Origin of the sequence: Dokdonella sp. (assembly GCF_019634775.1) — a bacterium.
Lineage (GTDB): Bacteria > Pseudomonadota > Gammaproteobacteria > Xanthomonadales > Rhodanobacteraceae > Dokdonella.
On sequence record NZ_JAHCAS010000002.1, the window covers coordinates 649,690 to 671,016 of the forward strand.

The window sequence follows — 21,327 nt, forward strand, 5'->3', positions numbered from 1 at the left end:
TTCGCTTTGGGGCGTTGTACGGCTGAAGCATCACGGCTGAAGCCGTTTCCTGCCGCCATTTCCCACGCTGTTTTCTATGGCTATTTCCGGCGGTCGACGCCGGTGAACTCGACCGCAAGCGCCTCGGCGACGCGTAGCCCATCGATCGCTGCGGAAAGAATGCCGCCGGCGTAGCCGGCGCCCTCGCCGGCCGGGTAGAGACCACGCACATTGATGCTCTGCAGGCTGTCGTCATCGCGTCGAATGCGGATCGGCGACGAAGTGCGCGTCTCGACCGCAGTCAACACGGCATCGGGCAGGGCAAAGCCACGAATCTGGCGGTCGAAGATCGGGATCGCCTCGCGCATGGCCTCGATGGCAAAGGCCGGCAGGCAAGTGGCAATGTCGGCCGGTTTCACGCCCGGCGTGTACGAGGGCACGACTTCTCCGAGCGCCGTCGAGGCGCGGCCGACGAGGAAGTCGCCGACCCGCTGTGCTGGTGCCGAATAGTCGCTGCCTCCGGCGACGAAGGCGAGCGATTCCCAGTGGCGCTGGAAGTCGATGCCGGCGAGCACATGGCCCGGATAGTCCCGCTCGGGGGTGATGGAGACGACGATCGCGCTGTTCGCGTTGCGTTCGTCGCGCGAGTACTGGCTCATGCCATTGGTGACGACGCGGCCTGGCTCCGAAGTTGCGGCGACCACGGTGCCGCCCGGGCACATGCAGAAGCTGTAGACCGCGCGTCCGTTGCCGGCGTGGTGGACGAGCTTGTAGTCGGCCGCGCCGAGCAGCGGATGGCCCGCGCTGGGGCCGTAGCGTGCGCGGTCGACCAGCGATTGCGGGTGCTCGATGCGCGCCCCGATCGAGAACGGCTTGGCCTCGATGTGCACGCCGCGCCGGTGCAGCATGGCGAAGGTGTCGCGCGCGCTGTGGCCGATCGCAAGCACGACGTGATCGGCGCGGATTTCCGTGCCGTCGGCGGTCACGAGGCCACGCATGTTGCCATCCTCGATGAGGATGTCGTCGACACGCTGGCCGAAGCGGATCTCGCCGCCCAACGCCTCGATCTTCGCACGCATGTGCTCGACCATCTTGACCAGACGGAACGTGCCTATGTGAGGCTTGCTCACGTATAGAATCTCCGCCGGCGCGCCGGCTTCGACAAATTCCTCCAGCACCTTGCGGCCATGGTGCCGAGGATCGCGCACCTGGCTGTAGAGCTTGCCGTCGGAAAACGTGCCGGCGCCGCCTTCGCCAAATTGCACGTTCGATTCGGGGTCTAGCACGCGCTGCCGCCACAGGCCCCAGGTGTCGCGTGTACGTTCGCGCACGGACTTGCCACGTTCGAGCACGAGCGGTTCGAGGCCCATCTGTGCGAGCACGAGGGCGGCCAGAAGGCCGCATGGTCCCGTGCCGATGACGACCGGGCGCGGTTGTCGCGCAGATGCGGCAATGGCCGCGGGGTCGCCGCGTGCAACGACCGGCCGGTAGCGCATGTCAGGCGTCGGCATGACATGCGGGTCCTTGGCGAAGCGGGTCAGCAGTTCGTTGGCGCGCGGTGTGTCGAGATCGAGCGTGTAGGCGAACAGGATTGCAGACTTGCGCCGTGCGTCGACGCCGCGCCGGTGCACGTGGATCGTCAGCGGCTCATGCGTGCCGATGCCAAGCCGCTCGCGGACCGCCACGTCGAGCGCGGCTTCGGTGTGGTCTAGGGGCAGTTTCAGTTCAGTCAGGCGCAGGGTAGGCATCGGCAGGTCGTCGGTGTTCGCCGGTTCATGGTGTCATGCGGCGAGACCCGCCGCATGCCCAGAGGCCCAGGCCCATTGGAAGTTGTAGCCGCCGAGGTGACCGGTGACGTCGACGACCTCGCCGATGAAGTACAGGTTCGGCACGTGTCTTGAAGCCATGGTCGAGGATGACAGCGTATTCGTGTCGACACCGCCAAGGGTCACTTCTGCGGTGCGATAGCCTTCGGTGCCGCTGGCGACAAGGGCGAAATCGTGCAAGCCGGCAGCAATCGCCTTGAGCTCCCTCGGTGTGTACTGGCGCATCGGCTTGTTGGCAAAGCGCGTTTCGCACAGGCGTTGGGCGAGCCGGCGCGGCAGGGCCTCGGCGAGCAGGTTGCGCAGTTCGGCAGCCGGATGCGCAACGCGGAGTTCTTCGAGGAAAGCGAGAGCATCGCGATCGGGCAGCAAGTCGAGGCGCAGGTCGTCGCCCGGTTGCCAGTACGAGGAAATCTGCAGGATCGCTGGCCCGCTGACGCCGCGATGCGTGATCAGCATGTCCGCGTCGAAGCGCACTCCGTTGCAGCGCGCTGAAACCGGCAGGGCAATGCCACTGAGGCCGGCGAGTTCATCCTGGTGACGCCCGCTCAGGGTCAACGGCACGAGCCCTGCGCGGGTCGGCAGCACAGTGTGACCGAAGCGTTTCGCCAGCGTGTGGCCGAAGCTGCTCGCACCCATGCTCGGAATCGACAGGCCACCGCTGGCGACGACCAGGGATCGCGCTGTCATCGCCCCGAGCGAAGTCGTGAGCCTGAATCCATCGCCATCCCGTTCGAGGTTCTCGATCGTACAGCCGGTGTCGATGCGCACGCCGGCCGCGCGGCATTCGTCGACGAGCAGGGCGACGATTTGCTTCGAGGACACGTCGCAGAACAACTGCCCGCGTTCCTTCTCGTGATACGCGATGCCGTGGCGCTCGACGAGGGCGACGAAATCGGCCGGCGTGTAGCGCGCCAGTGCAGACTTGCAGTAGTGCGGATTGGCCGAGATGAAGTTCGCCGGCGTCGTGCCGAGGTTGGTGAAGTTGCAGCGCCCGCCGCCCGACATGAGGATCTTCTTGCCGACCCGGTTGGCGTGTTCGAGCACGCGCACGCGCCGCCCGCGCTGGCCCGCCGTCGCTGCGCACATCAGGCCGGCCGCGCCGCCGCCGATGACGACGATGTCGCAGGAATCCATCGGGGCTCCGGGTGTGCTGCGCAGGGGCGCGCATTGTAGGCGGGTGGGCGATCACGTGTAGGAGCCTGTTCACAGGCGATGCTTCCGTGCGGGGTTGTACGGCCAGGACATCGGCCGTGAACGGGCTCCTGCATGCGCGATTACAATCCCTCGCCGTGCCGTCACCACAAGCGCATCGATGACCATCCCCCTTCCAAGCGCGATCCTGTTCATCTGCATGGGCAATATCTGCCGCTCGCCGACCGTCGAGGCGGTCGCGCGCAGGCGTTTCGCCGACGCCGGGCTGCGCATCGAGGTCGCCTCGGCCGGTACCGAGGACTACCACGTCGGCGACGGTGCCGATCGTCGCTCGGTCTGTCATGCCGAAGCGCGCGGCTACGCGCTCGGCGCGCATCGCGCGCGCCAGGTCGAGGCGGCAGATTTCACTCGCTATGACCACCTGCTCGTGATGGATCGGGTCAATTTGAACGCTCTGCTGGCGCGGGCCCCCCGCACGGGCCGCGATCGCGTCGCCCTGTTCCTGCCATTCGCCGGCGTACCCGGCATCGAGGAACTGCCTGATCCCTACTACGGCGATGCGGCCGGTTTCGAATACGCGCTCGATCTCGCCGAGACTGGCGTGGATGCCCTCGTGAACAGTTGGCTGGGTCATAATCGGCCATCGCCGCGCGCTTGAGCGGGGCTGCCCGACGGGGAGGGCAATGATGGAAACGCGCTTGCCGGCACCGGAGTTCCCGGCTGGGCTGGAATGGGTCAACGTCAGCGAGCCACCGATGCTCGCCGGCCTGCGCGGGCGTGTGGTTCTGCTTTGGTTCTGGACCTGCGACAGTGCCAATTGCTGGAACCTGCTGCCTGATCTTGCCTGGCTCGAAAGCCGTCATCACGATGGCCTCACCGTCATTGGCATCCATACACCGAAGTATCCGCAGCACCATGACGCGGGCGCCGTGCTGAAGGCGGTCAACCGCCTTGGCATTCGCCATGCGGTAGCCAGCGATCCGGAATTCGTCCTGTGGCAGCGCTATGCGATCGACGCCTGGCCGACCGCCGTGTTGATCGATGCAGAAGGCCTAATCGCCGAGGTCGTCCCCGGCGAGGGGCGCCGCCGCGATCTCGACCAATGGATCACACGTTTGCTCGACGAGGCGGCCGAGCGCGACCTGCGCGAGTATGGACCGGCGATGCCGGCGTCCCGACCCGAACCGCGCATGCCATTGGCCTTCCCGGGCAAGCTGCTGGTGGCCGACAACGTTCTGTTCGTCGCCGACAGTGGCCATCACCGCGTGCTCGAATGCACGCACGAGGGCCGCATCCTGCGCCAGTTCGGTTCGGGTGATCCCGGTTTCTGGGACGGACGCAACAGCGAGTGCGGCTTCAACGATCCGCAGGGCATGGCGATCCGCGACGACATGCTCTACGTCGCCGACCGCGGGAACCATGCCGTGCGCCGCATCCGACTCTATGGCGGCGAGGTCGAGACCGTGCTCGGTACCGGACACCCGGGCCGCGAGCGCCCACGCGATGCCGAGGCGTTGCAGACGCCGATCGGCCTGCCGACCGACCTGGCCATGGTCGCCGATTCGCTCTACGTGGCCTCGGCTGCGCAGAACCAGATCTGGCAGCTCGACCCGGCGCGAGGACGTGTCGGCATGTTCGCCGGCAGCGGCCAGCTCGGCCTCGAGGACGGCCATGGCCTCGATGCGGCCTTCGGCCAGCCGAGCGGGCTCGCCGCCAGCGGCCTGCAACTGCTCGTCGCCGACGCGGCGACCTCGGCGATCCGCCTCGTACGTCTATCCGACGCACGGGTGACGACCTTTGTCGGGGTGGGCCCCTGGGAGTTCGGCGATGCTGCCGGTGGTCGCGACACCGCACGTTTGCAGAACCCGCTTGCCGTCGCCCTTGATCCGCGCGGCATCGTTTTCATTGCCGACAGCTACAACCACCGCATCAAGGCGCTCAGCATGAAAACCGGGGTGCTGCGTCCCCTCAACATCAACTACCGCTTCAACGAACCTGGCGGCCTTGCTGTCGGCGGCGGTGCGCTGTGGGTCGCCAATACGAATGTGCATGAGGTCGTGCGCATCGACCTTGCCAGCGGCGCCGGCAAGCGCGTGGCGGTCGGCGAGTAGTCGTCGACTCCAACCGCGCCGCCTTGGCCGTTCTTCCCTCGCGGGGCTCGGACCTTGAGGTTTTCCGAGGCCATTTCCGGCAATCCCGCGGGGGCATGGCCATCCCGGCTTCAGGTTGAATTCCGTGGACAGCCGAGCGGCCTGCTTCTATCATTCGCACTCGCCTTGATTCCCTTTCCACGCCCTTCCACGGACTGGTAGCCACCGGACCGCGGGTTTCGTCGCACCCGCTGCCGGCCGGTGACGGCGCAGGGGCCCCCACGCAGGCGAACGCATGACCACCCCAGCCCTGCTCGCACTCGCCGACGGCAGCCTCTTCGAAGGCCGTTCGATCGGCGCGCACGGCGGCACGACCGGCGAAGTCGTGTTCAACACGGCCATGACCGGATACCAGGAGATCCTCACCGATCCCTCGTACGCGCGGCAGATTGTCACCCTGACCTGTCCACATATCGGCAACACTGGCTGCAATCGGGCCGATGCCGAGTCCGACCGCGTGCATGCCGGCGGCCTGGTGATCCGTGACCTGCCGCTGCTGGCGAGCAGTTGGCGCAACGAGATCGCGCTCGATGACTACCTCAAGCAGCACGGTGTGGTCGCGATTGCCGACATCGACACGCGCCGCCTTACGCGCATCCTGCGCGATACCGGTGCGCAGGGCGGCTGCATCCTTGCCGGTGACGGGATCTCCGCCGAGGCGGCTCTGGCTTCCGCGCGCACATTCCCCGGACTGGCCGGGATGGATCTCGCGAAGATAGTGTCGACGAGCACATCCCATGTCTGGAACGAAGGCACGTTCGATCTCGACCGCAACAAGCCACGCATCGGCACCCGCCGCTTTCGTGTCGCGGCATACGATTTCGGCGTCAAGCACAATATCCTGCGCATGCTCGTGGACCGCGGTTGTGAAGTCACCGTATTGCCCGCGCAGACGCCAGCCAGCGAGGTGTTCGCACTCGCGCCTGACGGCGTGTTCCTGTCAAACGGCCCGGGCGACCCGCAACCCTGCGACTACGCGATCACGGCGATCCGTGAGTTCATCCGTGCGCGCCTGCCGATTTTCGGCATCTGCCTCGGTCACCAGTTGCTCGGTCTCGCCGCTGGCGCGCGCACGCTGAAGATGAAATTCGGCCACCACGGTGCCAATCACCCGGTCATCGACATCGCCACGGGCGGTGTGATGATCTCGAGCCAGAATCATGGCTTTGCGGTTGACGAGGCGACGCTGCCGGCCAACGTGCGGGCCACGCACCGTTCGCTGTTCGACGGCTCGCTGCAGGGCATCGACCTCGTCGACGCGCCTGCCTTCGGCTTCCAGGGCCATCCGGAAGCAAGCCCGGGCCCGCACGATGTGGCTCCTTTGTTCGATCGTTTCATCCAACTCATGGAGGCGCGCGCGGTCGCCGCGGCGTAGACGTCATGACGCAAGTGATAACCCGACTTTCCCTGCTGTGCCTCGCCCTCGCCGTGGTGATTGCCCCGGCACTGGCTGTCGAACCAGCCAAACCCAAGGCCGAGCAGGCTGCATCGAACCAGCGCGAGGTCGAATACCCCGCGCTCGAGCGGCATGTCGGCAAGGCCATCGTCGTGCACACGACCAATGACACCGTGCGCACAGGCACCCTGCTCAAGTACACCAACGTCAATCTGACCATCCAACTCGGCCCCGAAGCCGGGTCGATCGAGCTGACCGTGCCACGGAACACCGTGCGCCGTGCCTTCGTCACGGTCGGCAATGCCGATCCATTGTTCCCGAACGACACCTTCCACCAGGAAACGAAACCCGGTGCCCAGAAGAACTGATCTCCACTCGATCCTCGTCATCGGCGCTGGCCCGATCGTTATCGGCCAGGCCTGCGAGTTCGACTATTCCGGCGCGCAGGCCTGCAAGGCGCTGCGTGCGGAAGGCTTTCGCGTCATCCTCGTCAACTCGAATCCGGCGACGATCATGACCGACCCCGACACGGCAGATGCGGTCTACATCGAGCCGATCACGGCGGCCACGGTCGAGAAGATCATCGCCAAGGAGCGCCCCGATGCGCTGCTGCCGACGATGGGTGGGCAGACCGCACTCAACTGCGCGCTCGACCTGGCGGATCATGGCGTGCTTGAGAAGTATGGCGTTGAGCTGATCGGTGCCTCGCGCGAAGCGATCCGCATGGCCGAGGACCGTGAGCTGTTCCGCGTTGCCATGGCCGAGATCGGCCTTGAATGTCCGAAAGCCGAAGTCGTGCGCACATTCGAGGAAGCCCTCGCTGTGCAGGCCAAGGTCGGTTACCCCACCATCATCCGCCCAAGCTTCACCCTCGGTGGCTCGGGAGGCGGCATCGCCTACAACCGCGAGGAGTTCGAGGAGATCGTCAAGCGCGGCCTCGACCTTTCGCCGGTGCACGAGGTCCTCGTCGAGGAATCGGTGTTGGGATGGAAGGAGTTCGAGATGGAGGTCGTCCGCGATACTGCGGACAACTGCATCATCGTCTGTTCGATCGAGAACCTCGATCCGATGGGCGTGCATACCGGGGACTCGATCACCGTCGCCCCGGCGCTGACCCTGACCGACAAGGAATACCAGCGCCTGCGCGACGCCTCGCTCGCCGTGCTGCGCAAGATCGGCGTCGACACGGGTGGCTCGAACGTGCAATTCGGCATCAATGCCGAGAACGGTCGCGTCGTCGTCATCGAGATGAATCCACGTGTGTCGCGTTCCTCGGCACTGGCCTCGAAGGCGACGGGTTTCCCGATCGCAAAGGTCGCCGCCAAGCTCGCCGTCGGCTACACCCTCGACGAACTCAAGAACGAAATCACCGGTGGCCTCACGCCAGCCTCGTTCGAGCCGGCGATCGACTACGTCGTCACCAAGATTCCGCGTTTCGCCTTCGAGAAATTCCCGATGGCCGATGCGCGCCTGAGTACGCAGATGAAATCGGTCGGCGAGGTCATGGCGATCGGCCGCACTTTCCAGGAATCGCTGCAGAAGGCACTGCGCGGACTCGAAACCGGCAAAAATGGCCTGAGCCCGATCTGTGCGGAACCCGCCGGCGACGAGGCTCTGGCCACGATCCGCCGCGAATTGCGCGAGCCCGGTCCCGATCGCATCTTCTGGATCGGCGATGCGTTCCGTGCCGGCTTGACCCGCGATGATGTCTACGCGTTGACCCGTGTCGATCCCTGGTTTCTCGCCCAGATCGAGGATCTGGTCGCCACCGAGTCGGTCGTGCGGGCGCAGGGGCTGCCGGCGATCGACGCCGCACGTCTTCGCGCGCTCAAGCGCAAGGGCTTTTCTGATTCACGCCTGGCCGAACTGCTCGGCACCGACGAACATGCTGTGCGCCATTTGCGCCGTGCGTTCAATGTGCGCCCGGTCTACAAGCGCGTCGACTCCTGTGCCGCCGAGTTCGCCACGACCACTGCCTACCTCTACTCGGCCTACGAGGAAGAGTGCGAGGCCAATCCGTCCACGCGCGAGAAGATCATCGTGCTCGGTGGCGGGCCGAACCGCATCGGCCAAGGCATCGAGTTCGACTACTGCTGCGTGCACGCTGCGCTTGCGCTGCGCGAGGATGGTTTTGAGACCATCATGGTCAACTGCAATCCGGAAACGGTCAGCACCGACTATGACACGTCCGATCGCCTGTACTTCGAGCCGCTGACGCTCGAGGACGTGCTGGAGATCGTCGACAAGGAAAAGCCGAAGGGCGTCATCGTGCAGTATGGCGGTCAGACCCCGCTCAAGCTCGCTCGCGCGCTGGAAGCGGCCGGCGTGCCGATCATCGGCACCAGCCCGGACAGCATCGATCTCGCCGAGGATCGTGAACGTTTCCAGCAGATGATCGCAAAACTCGGCCTTGTGCAACCGCCGAACCGCACCGCGCGCAATGCCGACGAGGCATTGGCACTGGCCCGCGAGATTGGATACCCATTGGTCGTGAGGCCGAGCTACGTGCTCGGCGGGCGCGCGATGGAAGTCGTCCACGACGACGCCGACCTCGCACGCTACATTCGCGACGCGGTACGCGTGTCGAACGATTCGCCGGTGCTGCTCGACCGTTTCCTCGATCATGCCACCGAAGTCGATGTCGACGTTGTCGCCGATGCCGATGGCGATGTGCTGATTGGCGGCGTCATGGAGCACATAGAGGAAGCCGGCGTGCATTCCGGTGACTCGTCCTGCTCGCTGCCACCGTATTCGCTGTCCACGGATTTGCAGGTGCGCTTGCGCGATCAGGTCACGCGCATGGCGCGCGAGTTGAACGTCGTCGGTTTGATGAACACGCAGTTCGCCATCCAAGGTGAAACGATCTACGTGCTCGAGGTCAATCCGCGCGCTTCGCGCACCGTGCCGTTCGTGTCCAAGGCCACCGGTGTTGCACTGGCCAAGATCGCTGCGCGCTGCATGGTGGGACGCAGCCTCGCCAGCCAGGGTGCGACAACCGAACTGGTTCCGGAGTACTTCTCGGTCAAGGAAGCGGTCTTCCCGTTCCTGAAGTTCCAGAACGTCGATCCGATCCTCGGCCCGGAGATGCGCTCAACTGGCGAGGTCATGGGCGTCGGGCGCAGTTTCGGCGCGGCTTTCGCGCGCGCGCACGAAGCCGCCGGCATTGCCGCGCCCGGCATTGGCAAGGCCTTCCTGTCGGTGCGCGACTCCGACAAGGAGCGCCTGTTGCCGATCGCGAAGGACCTCCTTGCGCGCGGTTTCGGTCTCGTTGCTACGGGCGGCACCTGTGCCTTCCTGGCCGGGCAGGGCATCGCCTGCGAGCGCATCAACAAGGTGATCGAGGGTCGTCCACACATCGTCGACCTGATCAAGAATCGCGAGATCGCGTTCATCGTCAACACGACTGAAGGCAAGCAGGCGATCGCCGATTCGTTCTCGATCCGTCGCCAGGCCTTGCAGCAGCGCGTGACTTATTCGACTACCATCTCCGGCGCCAGGGCTTTGCTGCACTCGCTCGATTTCCGCGACAGCGGCGGCGTGCACAGCCTGCAGGAACTGCACAGGGAACTGACCGCATGAACCGAGCACCGATGACCCGCAAAGGGGCCGACCGCCTGCGTGCCGAACTCGAGCGCCTGAAGAGCGTGGAACGCCCGCGCATCATCGCCGCGATCGCCGAAGCGCGCGCGCATGGCGACCTCAAGGAGAATGCGGAGTATCACGCCGCACGCGAGATGCAAGGGTTCACCGAGGGGCGCATCAACGAGCTCGAGGCGGCACTCAGCCATGCCGACGTGATCGATGTAGGCAAGCTCAACGCCGGTACGCGCATCGTGTTCGGCGCCACCGTCAGGCTGGCCGACGAGGACAGCGGTGAGGAAGTCACTTATCAGATCGTCGGCGACCTCGAAGCCGACATCAAGCTGCGGCTGATCTCGGTGTCGTCGCCGTTCGCGCGCGCGCTGATCGGCAAGAATGCCGGCGACAGCTTCGAGTTCACTGCACCGAACGGCTCGCGTTGGTACGAGATCCTGTCCGTTCTCTACGAAGGCTGAGCACGGCCCGCGCCGTGTCTGGACTCCTGTTCTTCCTGCCAACGCTGACCCGTTGCCGCATGATCCGCGGCCTGGGTGACGGCGTACTCGATCGCTGGCTTGCTCGCGGCGATGCCCTGACCCCGGCTGCTGCCGGGCGCCAGGCGCAGTGGCGGCATGCCTTCGACTGGCATGGTCATGACTGGCCAGTGGCCGCGCTGACCCGCCAGGCCGATGTCGGCGACGCGGCCGGCGCACACTGGCTGCGCGCCGATCCAGCCCACGTGCGCGCCGACATGACCACGGCGCGCATGCTCGCCTGCGGTGCGCTCGGCCTTACGCCCGACGAGACGCAGCGCATCGCGCGCGACCTCAAGCCCCTGTTCGGCGATGCAGGGTTCCTGTTCGACGCGGCGACGACGGATCGTTGGTACCTGCGCGCGGAACCCGGCAGCGGGTTGCCCGATGGTGGCGACCCCGACGAAGTGCTCGGTGACGATCTCAAGCTGCACCTTCCGGCCGGCGCCGCCGGCAAGCGCTGGCGCATGTTGTTCAACGAGGCGCAGGTGCTGCTGCACAACCACGTGGTCAACGTCGAACGCGAACGGCGCGGCGCGGTCGCCGTCAACGGCCTGTGGTTCTGGGGAGGCGGTGCCTTGCCCGAACGTGTGCGCAGTCACTGCGGCGAAGTGGTGACCCGCGATCCAGCGTTGCGCATGCTGGCCACGAGCGCCGGTGCATGTTGCCACGATCCGGATCCACAGGGGGGCGTGCATGCGCTCGGCGCTGATTCGGACAAGACTTGGCTCATCGATCTCAATGATCTGCGTGACGAGACTCTCGAAACGCACTGGCTCGCCCCGGTCGATGCCGCGTTGCGGCGCGGTCGCCTGCGCCGCGTCGAACTCGCCTTCGTGTCGGGCGAGCGTATCGAAGTTCGGGCCGTCCATCGCTGGCGCTTCTGGCGACGCATGGCGCGGCATCCCGCATGAGGCCCATCGAAATCCGCCAACGGGAATCTGCAGGCGTTGTGGGTGGGTGGCCCGAGCATGTGCATCCAGTGCTGCACCGGGTCTATGCGCAGCGTGGCATCGTGGATCCGCGCGAGGTCGAGCATCGCCTTGGCGCGCTCGCATCGCCCGATCTTCTCGGCGGCATCGACACCGCCTGCGACATGCTGGAGCATGCAATCACGCACGAGCGCAGGATCACCATCGTTGGTGATTTCGACTGTGATGGCGCGACCGGGACGGCGGTCGCCGTGCGCGGCCTGCGCCTGCTCGGCGCGAAGCATGTCGATTTCCGCGTACCGAACCGAGTACTGCACGGCTACGGGCTCAGTCCAGCACTCGTCGCCACGCTCGATCCGCGCCCCGACCTTGTCGTTACCGTCGACAACGGCATAGCCAGCCATGCCGGCATCGATGCTGCGCGTGCACGCGGTATCGACGTGCTCGTCACGGACCATCACCTGCCCGCGGCGACGCTTCCGGCTGCGCGTGCGATCGTCAATCCGAACATCGATGGTGATGCGTTTCCGAGCAAGGCTCTGGCGGGCGTCGGCGTGATGTTCTGTCTGCTCATCGCCTTGCGTGCGCGCATGCGCGTGCGCAGGGCGTTTGCCGCCGGCGCAGAACCCGATCTGTCCGCGCTGCTCGATCTCGTTGCGCTCGGCACGGTGGCCGATCTCGTACCGCTCGATTTCAACAATCGCATCCTGGTCGAGGCTGGCTTGCGCCGCATCCGTTCGCGGCGCGCCTGTGCGGGCATACAGGCTTTGCTTGACGTAGCGGGGCGTGATCCGACTGGTGTCGTGGCCGCCGACTTGGGCTACGTGCTCGGACCGCGCATCAACGCGGCAGGTCGTCTCGAGGACATGGCGATCGGCATCGAATGCCTGCTCAGCGACGATGTCCACGAGGCGCGCATCCTCGCCGCGCGGCTCTCGGCCATCAACGCCGAACGCCGGGACCTGCAGGACACCATGGTCGAACAGGGCGAGGCCGTGGTCGCGCGCTGGATCGCGCAACACGGGAGCGAGGCACTGCCATTCGGCGTCACCCTGTTCGATGACGACTGGCATGCCGGCGTGGTCGGTCTGGTCGCCTCGAAGCTCAAGGAGCGCCTGCATCGCCCGGTGGTCGCCTGCGCACCGGCCGGGGATGGCAGTGACGAGGTGCGTGGCTCGGCGCGCTCGATCCGCGGCGTGCACGTGCGCGACCTGCTCGCCGAAGTCGATGCGCGCTGTCCGGGTCTGATCCGCCGCTTCGGTGGCCACGCGATGGCCGCGGGCCTGAGCCTCGCGCGGGCCGATGTCGCCCGTTTCGCCGCAGAGTTCGACGCGGTCGTGCGCGAACGCACGGCGCGTGAACTTTTCGATCCGGTCCTCTACAGCGATGGCGAACTCGAACCGGCCGACATCTGCCTCGAACTCGCGCAGCAGTTGCGCGCTGCGGGCCCGTGGGGGCAGGGCTTCGCCGAACCGCTGTTCGACAATGTCTTCGAACTCGACTCCTGGCGGATCGTCGGCGGCCGCCATTGGCGCCTCGACCTGCGCTTGCCTGGCTGCACCGGCGTCATCGAGGCGATCCTGTTCAACGCCGAGGCCGGTAGCGCACCGCCGCCGCGCTTCCGGGCCGCCTATCAACTCGACGTCAACGAATGGAATGGTCGCCAGCGCGTGCAACTCGTGGTGCGGCATCTGCAGGCGGCGTGATGGCGAAGCCGATGACATACAGCGCGAAGTATTGGGGATGCCCTGATCAATCCCACAATGGCGTCACCGTCCTGTGCGGGCGCAACGTCGAGCTGCGCCCGCACAGGACGGCCCCAACCTTTTGATTCCCAACGGCGGGGGGCGAGTCGAGCAGCGCGAACCGGCCGATGCAGACGGCGACCGGGTACAGCAGCGGCCACAGCAGCGCACCCTTACGGGCGTGATGCCGCCTGAGCGGGCGCACCGCATGATTTGCTATCCTTCGCGCCCTTTTTGCTGCAACGCAATGACACCGTGATCGAGACCAATCCGATTCAGGCGCGCATCGAAGATCTCAAGGATCGGGTGCTGTCGCTCAGGGGGTATCTTTGACTTCGATGCAAAGGCGGAACGCCTCGAGGAAGTCACCCGTGAACTCGAAAGCCCGACCGTCTGGGACGATCCGCCGCGCGCCCAGGAACTCGGCAAGGAGCGGGCGCGTCTCGAACGCATCGTCGTCGGCATCCGCTCGCTGACCGGCGGGCTCGGCGATGCCGCCGAGTTGCTCGAACTCGGCATCGCCGAGAACGACGAGGCCACCGTGATCGGTGTGCGCAATGACGTCGAGCGGCTCGCCGGTCAGGTCGCCCAGCTCGAGTTCCAGCGCATGTTCTCCGGCAAGATGGATTCCGCGAACGCCTTCGTCGACATCCAGGCCGGTGCCGGCGGTACCGAGGCACAGGATTGGGCCGAGATGCTGTTGCGCATGTACCTGCGCTGGGCCGAGGGCAAGGGCTGGAAGACCGAACTGCTCGAAGCCTCTGCTGGCGAAGTGGCCGGCATCAAGAGTGCGACCTTCCGTGTCGAAGGTGACTACGCCTATGGCTGGCTGAAGACCGAGATCGGCGTGCACCGCCTGGTGCGCAAGTCGCCGTTCGATTCCGACAATCGCCGCCACACGAGTTTCACCTCGGTGTTCGTCTCGCCGGAAGTCGATGACGACATCGATATCGACATCAATCCAGCCGACCTCAAGACCGACGTCTATCGCTCATCCGGCGCCGGTGGCCAGCACGTCAACAAGACCGAGTCGGCGGTGCGCATCACCCACGTGCCGAGTGGCGTCGTGGTCGCATGCCAGACCGAGCGTTCGCAGCATGCCAACCGCGACCGCGCGATGAAGATGCTGCGCGCCAAGCTGTACGAGATCGAGATGCAGAAGCGCAACGCCGAGAAGGATGCGCTCGAGGCATCGAAATCCGACATCGGCTGGGGCAGCCAGATCCGCAACTACGTGCTCGACCAGTCGCGCATCAAGGACCTGCGCACCGGCATCGAACGCAGTGACACGCAGAAGGTGCTTGACGGCGACATCGATGAGTTCATCGAAGGCAGCTTGAAGGCCGGCCTCGAGGCCGGTGCCAAACGCGTCGATGCCTGAACCAGCCCATCCGGATGCTGCATGTGGCGGGATGATGATCCCCACGCATGAGCAACCGACCCAGGCCATTGAAACTTACATCCTGGAACCGCGCCCGCCATGACCGAGCCCGCCCCATCGCCGCCCGCTGACGAAAACAGCCTCATTGCCGAGCGCCGCGCGAAACTGTCGGCGTTGCGCGCGAACGGGCAGGCCTTCCCGAACGACTTCCGCCGCGAAACCTATGCCGGCGACCTCCAAGCCGAGTTCGCCGATGCCGAGTCGTGGAACGCCGAGGCGCTCGAGGCGAGCGGCCGGCGTGTGCGGCTGGCTGGCCGCTTGATGGCCAAGCGCGTGATGGGCAAGGCGAGTTTCGCCCAGATCCAGGACGAGTCGGGACGCATCCAGTTGTTTCTGCAGGGCAACGTCCTCGGCGACGCCTATGAGGCCTTCAAGGGTTGGGATGTCGGTGACATCATCGGTGTCGAAGGCGGGCTCACGCGCACGCGCACCGGCGAACTGTCGATCAGGGCCGATCACCTGCGCTTGCTGGTCAAGTCGCTGAGGCCGCTGCCTGACAAGTGGCATGGCCTGGCCGACGTCGAGCAGCGTTACCGTCATCGCTACGTCGACCTCATCGTCACCCCGGAGGTGCGTGAGGTATTCGTCCGACGTTCGAAGATCATCCGCGCGATCCGCTCTTGGCTCGACGCACGGCGCTTCCTCGAGGTCGAGACGCCGATGATGCATTACATCCCCGGCGGAGCGACCGCGCGGCCTTTCGTCACCCATCACAACGCACTCGATCTCGACCTTTACCTGCGCGTCGCGCCGGAGCTGTATCTCAAGCGTCTCGTCGTCGGCGGCCTCGAGCGCGTCTACGAGATCAACCGCAATTTCCGCAATGAGGGGGTGTCGACGCGGCACAACCCCGAGTTCACGATGCTCGAACTGTACGAGGCCTATGCCACCTACCACGAGGTCATGGATCTCACCGAGACATTGATCCGCGACGTCGCCGAGGAAGTCCTCGGTACCACCCGTATGACCTGGGAGGGCGCCGACATCGACCTCGGTCCGGCCTTCCGCCGCTGGCGCATGGACGAAGCGGTGCGCCACCACAATCCCGGGCTGTCCGTCGCCGACTGCACTGATCGCGAGGCTCTACAGCGCCATTGCGCGACGCTCGGTATTCGCGTCAAACCGTCCTGGGGCTGGGGCAAGCTCCTGCTCGAAGTGTTCGAGGCGACCGTCGAGCACACCCTGGTGCAGCCGACCTTCATCACCGATCACCCGGTCGAGGTGTCACCCTTGGCACGGGCGAGCGACAGCGACCCCGGATTTACCGACCGCTTCGAGTTGTTCGTCAACGGCAAGGAGCTTGCCAACGGCTTTTCCGAGCTGAACGACCCGGAGGATCAGGCTGCGCGCTTCCGTGCCCAGGTCGACGCCAAGGCGGGCGGTGACGACGAGGCGATGCATTTCGACGCAGACTACATCCGCGCGCTCGAGGTCGGCTTGGCGCCGACCGGTGGCCTCGGCATCGGCATCGATCGCCTGGTCATGCTGCTGACCGGTTCCGACTCGATTCGCGACGTGCTGCTGTTCCCGTACATGCGACCGCAACCCTGAGCGTCGACCAGCGAGGAAATCGTAGACAATTGTCATCTTGCCGTTCGGTCGTTGTGCTAGCCTCGACGCCGTTGTGGCCCAACCGGGGTGGAATCGGCACGGGGGAGGGGTACCCCTGCCGGCGGAGAGCACGTCGTGAATGTATTGATCGTCGACGACCAACCGTCCGCCCGGACGATGCTGCGGCACGTGATCGAGGGCATCGGCCCAGGTGTGCATGTATCGGATTTCGGCAATCCGGTCGATGCCTTGCGCTGGTCGGAGAACAATACCCCCGACCTGCTCCTGCTGGACTACCGCATGCCCGAGATGGACGGGCTCGAGTTCGCACGCCGGTTCCGCCGCCCGCTCGTGCGGCGTGATGTTCCGATCGTCCTCATCAGTGTGGTCGGGGACGAGCCGGTGCGTCAGGCCGCGCTCGATGCTGGCGTCATCGACTTTCTGGTCAAGCCAGTGCGACCACGCGAACTGCGGTCGCGCTGCAAGAACCTGCTGCAGATGCGCCGCCAGGGCGAAACGGTCAAGGAGCGCGCCCGCTCACTCGAGCAGAAGGTCATCGAAGGGGTGCAGGACGTTGAGCAGCGCGAGCGCGAGATGCTGTTCCGCCTTGCCAAGGCCATCGAATACCGCGATTTCGGTACCGGCGCACACCTGCTGCGCATGGCCCGCTACTCGGAACTGATAGCCGAGGAACTCGGCATGCCCGACGAGGAAGTGCGCATTCTCACCCTCGCCGCACCGCTGCACGACATCGGCAAGATCGGCGTGCCTGATTCGATCCTGCTCAAGCGCGGCAGCCTTACCGACGAGGAAATGGCGGTCATGCGCAAGCATCCGCTGATCGGCTACGAGATCCTGCGCGACAGCCAGAGCCGCTTCATTCAGATCGGCGCGGAGATCGCCCTGCGCCATCACGAGCGCTGGGACGGCAGCGGCTATCCGGACGGACTGCGCGGTGAGCAGATCCCGCTGAACGCGCGTATCGTGGCAATTGCCGATGTCTTTGACGCACTGACATCCGAGCGCCCATACAAACATGCCTGGAGCAACGAGGAGGCTTTCGCCTATCTCGAGGAGCACGCTGGCACATTTTTTGATAGAGCTTGTGTCAAGGTCCTGCTCGCCAATACGGCGAGAGTGGCTGACATCCAGCAGGCCCGCCTGGAACCGCCTGGGCTGGGGCTCTGAGAAGATCCGGACGGGCCGCAGGAGGTGGCCGGATGCAATCGATGATCGAGCGGGCGTGGTCGCGTTTCGAGAAGCGGCCCGACAGCGAGCATGAGCAGGCGTTCGTGCGCCTGACCATCAATGCCGTGTTTCTCGTCTACCTGCTCGGACTGGCTTCGGCCAAGGGTCTGACCGGTGACGTGCTGCCTTATGCGTTGCTGATTCTGGTCGTCGAGACCGTGGTCTGCCTCGGCATCCTCGCTCACATGCTCATCAATCCCGGCGTGTCGCATGTGCGGCGCTGGATCGGGATGGTGACCGACTATGCGGCGATGGGTGCGATGATGACCCTCGGCCCGGAGCTGGCGCCGATCTATGTCGTGATCCTCTGGGTCACGATCGGCAACGGGCTGCGCTATGGTCCGCACTATCTGTTCTCAGCCGTATCGTTGGGCGTGCTGTCGTTTCTCGGTGTCATTCTCGTCACGCCGTACTGGCAGCAGAATGGTGCCCTGGCTTGGGGCCTGCTCGGCGGCCTCGTCGCCATCCCGGCCTACCTGAATTCGCTGTTGCGCCAGTTGACCCGCGCAACCGGCGAGGCGCGGCGCGCGAACGAAGCGAAGAGCCTGTTCGTGGCCAACATGAGCCACGAATTCCGTACGCCTCTGAACGGCATCGTCGGCATGTCGGAACTGCTTTCCACCACGCCGCTCTCCGAAGAACAACGCGAATGCGCCGAGGTCCTGCAGGCGTCGGCGCGGTCACTGCTGACCCTGGTCGAGGACGTGCTCGACATCTCGGCGATCGAAGCCGGCAAGCTGCACAGCCACGAGGTCGACTTCCGGCTGTCGGACCTCCTGCGCGGCATTCAGGTCATGCTTCAGCCGACCGCCACCGACAAAGGACTCGCATTCCACATCGGCGTCGGCGACGGCGTCGAGGATGAGCTGCACGGTGACGTCGACCACCTGCGGCAGATCCTCATCAACCTGCTCTCGAACGCTGTGAAGTTCACCGAACAGGGGCGCGTAGGTCTACATGTGACTCGCATCGGCACCCGTGGTGACGGCCGCATGCATCTGCGTTTTTCAGTGCAGGATACCGGCATCGGCATTCCCACCGAAGCGCAGGCGCGCATCTTCCACGCGTTCGAGCAAGCCGATCGCGGTCATGCGCGCCGTTTCGGCGGCACCGGCCTGGGCACGGCCATCGCCAAGTCGCTGACCGAGCTGCTCGGCGGCACCATCGCGTTCATCAGCAAGGAAGGCGAGGGCTCGCATTTCTGGGTCGATATCGCATTCGCCCGGGCCAGCACCTCGTTGCGTGCGCCGACCGGGATCGGCGCGCCGGCGGCGCCGAACGTGATCGCCTTCGACGATCCGTTCGTGCGACATCGCGCACGTGTTCGGCCCATGAAGGTGATCATTGCAGATGACCAGCATGCCAACCTCACCGTGCTGTGTCGCCTGCTCGAAAAGGCCGGCCACCAGGCGCGCACAGTGCACAGCGGAGAGGACGTGCTCGCGGCACTCGAAGCTGAACACTTCGACTGCGTCATCATCGACCTGCACATGCCAGGTACCAGCGGCATCGATACGATCAAGCAGGCCCGCATCATGGAGGCGGGGCGCGAGCGCACGCCCTTCATTGTTCTGAGTGCGGATGCGACCTCATCGGCACTGCGTTCGGCCGAGCGGGCAGGTGCTTTCGCCTACCTCACCAAGCCGGTGGTCATCGGGCGCCTGCTCGACACATTGGCCGACGTGGCTATCGCGGAGGAACCTTCCGAAACGATGGTTCGGCATGTCTCGAGCGTCGCAACCCCTGTGACCGGCGAGGCACCGCTGATTGCTGCTGAGGTACTGGGTGAGCTCAGGGAACTGAACCTCGGCGATGAGTTCATCGCGCTGTTCATCGATGAATGCCTGCACGATTCAACCAAATGCATCGCCGATCTCGAGCGCGCCGCGCAGTCGTCGCAGTGGGACTCCTTCAGGGACCTCTGCCATGCGCTCAAGGGCGTGGCGAGCAATATGGGAGCCATGCGGCTTGCTGAAGTGGCTTCACGCCTGATGCGGCAAGGGAATGCGGAGCTGGCAGCGGGGTGGACGTCGCGACTTGCGGAGCTGGTCAGCGAACTCGGCAAGGCACGCCTTGCCCTGAAGACATCGCTCCCACGGGATCGCAACCAGGCCGGACCGGACCGCCGCTGATTCGTTCCGACCTGTTGCGTAGCCCGTCCTCAGCCGACTTGGCGAACAGCTGCGGTTGTCGGTTTCGCTGGAACCTCGTGCAGCGGCCGCTTTTCCTGCGCACGTACAAGCCGCTCCATCGTACGCAGCGACTTCTCGCCGAGTCGCATGGCCGTGTCGACCCAAATCTCGGTGATCTGCATCAGTTCGGCAAGACTTATCGGCTGCGCGATTTCGCGCACGCGGTTCATCGCTGCGCGCGCATGGCCGATGCGCTGGTTGCGGCGGATCAGGTCGTGGACGGCCTGCACGCCATCGCCACGCGGAACGAGCACGTCGACGATGCCGGCCCGGTGCAACTCGTTGCTCGAGTAGATCGCGCCGTTCAACATCATCTCCTCGGCATATTTCGGGCTCACACGCTTGCACAGGAAGGAGTACGCGCCCATCCCGGGGAACAGGTCGAACAGCACCTCGGGGAAGCCCATGCTGGTGCCTTCCTCCGCGATGATGGTCTGGCACGACAGGGCGGCTTCGAAACCACCGCCGAGGGCATCGCCCTGTACCAGGGCGATCGAATGCGCATTGCGGTTGAGATGTGCGTGGAACGCGTAGACGCCCTCCACGCACTGGCGTGCATAGGCCAGCAGGTGTTCGCGGTTGCGCTCCCGGATCAGGCGGCAGAACAGGTCGAGGTCGCCACCGAGATTGAACACGTCGGCATCCGAGGCGAGCACGATGTGGGCCAGTCGGCTGTCGGCATGCGTTGCGCCTGCAGTCAACTTGTCGGCAGTGCGTTTCTGGAACTCGCGGATTTCCTTGATCAGCCATGGCGAGAAACAGGCGCGGTATCCCGGCTGCTTGGGGAAGTGGCGCGCGTGCATGAAGCACCAATGTGTATTGGTCTGCGGATCTTCCTGCGTGCGCAGCAAGTGGAAGTCGCAGTCACGACGGAGCGGTTCGACGGCGGTCATGGGGGCACCCTCTATGCAACGGCACCGCCAAACCGGATCGCGCGATCTGCGCGGCACATTTCGGCATGAATTATGCATCCCCTCGTGGGGGATGCACGCGATCGCGACCAGTTTAGTCCAAACGTGACATTCCGCTGGGTGCCGGCATTCCGGAAAGTGTGATCTCGCGCGCAGTTTCGGTGACTGTGTGGTCACGGAATCCGCGTCAGTCATGTTCGCTGCCAAAGGCCGGCCCATGCCGGACACGAGTCCAGTCGTGTCTGTGGCAAAGTCGGTCGGGAATGGCGAGGAGAAAAAAGCGATGCGAGCGGGCAACGAGTACGAACGACCAAGGCATTCCCGAATGCCGATCCGTTCGGTCGTCCTCATCAGCCAAGGGCCACTGTCCTGGACTTCCGAAGTCGAGAACATCTCGGCAACCGGGGTGCTCGTCCTCCGTCCTGCCGGCTGGCACGGTGCGCCGGGCGACACCTGTGTCCTGGATCTGCTCCTGGGGGAAGAATTGCACATCAATCTCGAGGCCTGCGTGGTCCGCTTGTCCGCCGACCACATCGGTTTCGAGTACACCCGCATTCCCGAGAACAAGGAGGCTGAGCTATGGTCATTGCTCGGCCGCCACGCCGACGATGTCGCCGGGTGAGGCTCTGCCGCCTTATGCCTGGGGATGTTCTGATCAGATCTCTTCGCGGCTGAAACCACTCCCGCAATGC

At 65.2% G+C, this 21,327-nt stretch carries 16 protein-coding genes; 13 read left to right on the top strand and 3 right to left on the bottom strand.

All coding sequences use genetic code 11. The features are described 5' to 3' along the window. Positions 1-80 precede the first annotated feature (80 nt). Together KF907_RS13660 and KF907_RS13665 are read right to left on the bottom strand one after the other, a co-directional pair. Entirely contained in the window at positions 81-1,727 is a 1,647-nt protein-coding gene (locus KF907_RS13660) for an NAD(P)/FAD-dependent oxidoreductase (protein WP_291221172.1), read from the bottom strand. A gap of 33 nt (positions 1,728-1,760) precedes the next feature. After that, positions 1,761-2,939 (bottom strand): BaiN/RdsA family NAD(P)/FAD-dependent oxidoreductase, encoded by a 1,179-nt coding sequence (locus tag KF907_RS13665; RefSeq protein ID WP_291221174.1) that lies wholly within the window; start codon positions 2,937-2,939, stop codon positions 1,761-1,763. A gap of 178 nt (positions 2,940-3,117) precedes the next feature. Between KF907_RS13665 and KF907_RS13670 the strand changes: the two genes are divergently transcribed. The 12 genes from KF907_RS13670 (at position 3,118) to KF907_RS13725 (ending at position 19,664) form a co-directional block, all read left to right on the top strand. Continuing rightward, positions 3,118-3,615: a low molecular weight protein-tyrosine-phosphatase gene (locus KF907_RS13670; protein WP_291221176.1), complete on the top strand. Its 498-nt coding sequence runs from the start codon at positions 3,118-3,120 to the stop codon at positions 3,613-3,615. 28 nt (positions 3,616-3,643) lie between these two features. Then, entirely contained in the window at positions 3,644-5,068 is a 1,425-nt protein-coding gene (locus KF907_RS13675; protein ID WP_291221177.1) for a thioredoxin-like domain-containing protein, read from the top strand. 274 nt (positions 5,069-5,342) lie between these two features. Next, positions 5,343-6,482 carry a glutamine-hydrolyzing carbamoyl-phosphate synthase small subunit gene (carA, locus tag KF907_RS13680; protein ID WP_291221179.1) on the top strand — a complete coding sequence of 380 codons (1,140 nt, stop codon included), beginning with the start codon at positions 5,343-5,345 and terminating at the stop codon, positions 6,480-6,482. Positions 6,483-6,487: 5 nt separating this feature from the next. Then, positions 6,488-6,871 carry a hypothetical protein gene (locus KF907_RS13685; RefSeq protein ID WP_291221180.1) on the top strand — a complete coding sequence of 128 codons (384 nt, stop codon included), beginning with the start codon at positions 6,488-6,490 and terminating at the stop codon, positions 6,869-6,871. Beyond that, entirely contained in the window at positions 6,855-10,082 is a 3,228-nt protein-coding gene (gene carB, locus KF907_RS13690; RefSeq protein ID WP_291221181.1) for a carbamoyl-phosphate synthase large subunit, read from the top strand. Before KF907_RS13685 ends, carB begins: the two co-directional genes overlap by 17 nt. Then, on the top strand, positions 10,079-10,558 hold the full coding sequence (gene greA / locus KF907_RS13695; protein ID WP_291221183.1) for a transcription elongation factor GreA: 480 nt from the start codon (positions 10,079-10,081) through the stop codon (positions 10,556-10,558). The genes carB and greA overlap by 4 nt, the downstream gene beginning before the upstream one ends. Positions 10,559-10,572: 14 nt before the next feature. Next, positions 10,573-11,529: a phosphoglycerate mutase gene (locus tag KF907_RS13700; RefSeq protein ID WP_291221185.1), complete on the top strand. Its 957-nt coding sequence runs from the start codon at positions 10,573-10,575 to the stop codon at positions 11,527-11,529. Then, positions 11,526-13,253 (top strand): single-stranded-DNA-specific exonuclease RecJ, encoded by a 1,728-nt coding sequence (recJ, locus tag KF907_RS13705; protein ID WP_291221187.1) that lies wholly within the window; start codon positions 11,526-11,528, stop codon positions 13,251-13,253. Before KF907_RS13700 ends, recJ begins: the two co-directional genes overlap by 4 nt. A 294-nt stretch (positions 13,254-13,547) precedes the next feature. Continuing rightward, positions 13,548-14,673 (top strand): peptide chain release factor 2 gene (gene prfB / locus KF907_RS13710; RefSeq protein ID WP_291221188.1). Its coding sequence is split into 2 segments (ribosomal slippage): positions 13,548-13,622 and positions 13,624-14,673, totalling 1,125 coding nucleotides; the frame shifts between segments, so codons are not numbered across the junction. Between the two features lie 99 nt (positions 14,674-14,772). Next, positions 14,773-16,284, top strand: a complete 1,512-nt coding sequence (gene lysS, locus KF907_RS13715; protein WP_291221189.1) for a lysine--tRNA ligase — start codon at positions 14,773-14,775, stop codon at positions 16,282-16,284. A gap of 87 nt (positions 16,285-16,371) precedes the next feature. Continuing rightward, on the top strand, positions 16,372-17,472 hold the full coding sequence (locus tag KF907_RS13720) for an HD domain-containing phosphohydrolase (RefSeq protein ID WP_472843877.1): 1,101 nt from the start codon (positions 16,372-16,374) through the stop codon (positions 17,470-17,472). A gap of 32 nt (positions 17,473-17,504) precedes the next feature. Then, positions 17,505-19,664, top strand: coding sequence for an ATP-binding protein (locus KF907_RS13725; protein ID WP_291221193.1), 2,160 nt, complete (start codon positions 17,505-17,507; stop codon positions 19,662-19,664). Positions 19,665-19,693: 29 nt separating this feature from the next. Here the strand turns inward: KF907_RS13725 and KF907_RS13730 are convergent, their stop codons facing one another. Then, positions 19,694-20,617 carry a crotonase/enoyl-CoA hydratase family protein gene (locus KF907_RS13730; protein ID WP_291221195.1) on the bottom strand — a complete coding sequence of 308 codons (924 nt, stop codon included), beginning with the start codon at positions 20,615-20,617 and terminating at the stop codon, positions 19,694-19,696. A 211-nt stretch (positions 20,618-20,828) separates the two neighbouring features. Between KF907_RS13730 and KF907_RS13735 the strand changes: the two genes are divergently transcribed. Next, on the top strand, positions 20,829-21,257 hold the full coding sequence (locus KF907_RS13735) for a PilZ domain-containing protein (protein WP_291221196.1): 429 nt from the start codon (positions 20,829-20,831) through the stop codon (positions 21,255-21,257). The last annotated feature ends 70 nt before the right edge of the window (positions 21,258-21,327 follow it).

Bases quoted from the DNA above. Each gene is read 5' to 3' on its own strand.
- KF907_RS13660 (WP_291221172.1), bottom strand. From the start codon at position 1,727: ATGCCTACCCTGCGCCTGACTGAACTGAAACTGCCCCTAGACCACACC.
- KF907_RS13665 (WP_291221174.1), bottom strand. From the start codon at position 2,939: ATGGATTCCTGCGACATCGTCGTCATCGGCGGCGGCGCGGCCGGCCTG.
- KF907_RS13670 (WP_291221176.1), top strand. From the start codon at position 3,118: ATGACCATCCCCCTTCCAAGCGCGATCCTGTTCATCTGCATGGGCAAT.
- KF907_RS13675 (WP_291221177.1), top strand. From the start codon at position 3,644: ATGGAAACGCGCTTGCCGGCACCGGAGTTCCCGGCTGGGCTGGAATGG.
- carA (WP_291221179.1), top strand. From the start codon at position 5,343: ATGACCACCCCAGCCCTGCTCGCACTCGCCGACGGCAGCCTCTTCGAA.
- KF907_RS13685 (WP_291221180.1), top strand. From the start codon at position 6,488: ATGACGCAAGTGATAACCCGACTTTCCCTGCTGTGCCTCGCCCTCGCC.
- greA (WP_291221183.1), top strand. From the start codon at position 10,079: ATGAACCGAGCACCGATGACCCGCAAAGGGGCCGACCGCCTGCGTGCC.
- recJ (WP_291221187.1), top strand. From the start codon at position 11,526: ATGAGGCCCATCGAAATCCGCCAACGGGAATCTGCAGGCGTTGTGGGT.
- lysS (WP_291221189.1), top strand. From the start codon at position 14,773: ATGACCGAGCCCGCCCCATCGCCGCCCGCTGACGAAAACAGCCTCATT.
- KF907_RS13725 (WP_291221193.1), top strand. From the start codon at position 17,505: ATGCAATCGATGATCGAGCGGGCGTGGTCGCGTTTCGAGAAGCGGCCC.
- KF907_RS13730 (WP_291221195.1), bottom strand. From the start codon at position 20,617: ATGACCGCCGTCGAACCGCTCCGTCGTGACTGCGACTTCCACTTGCTG.
- KF907_RS13735 (WP_291221196.1), top strand. From the start codon at position 20,829: ATGTTCGCTGCCAAAGGCCGGCCCATGCCGGACACGAGTCCAGTCGTG.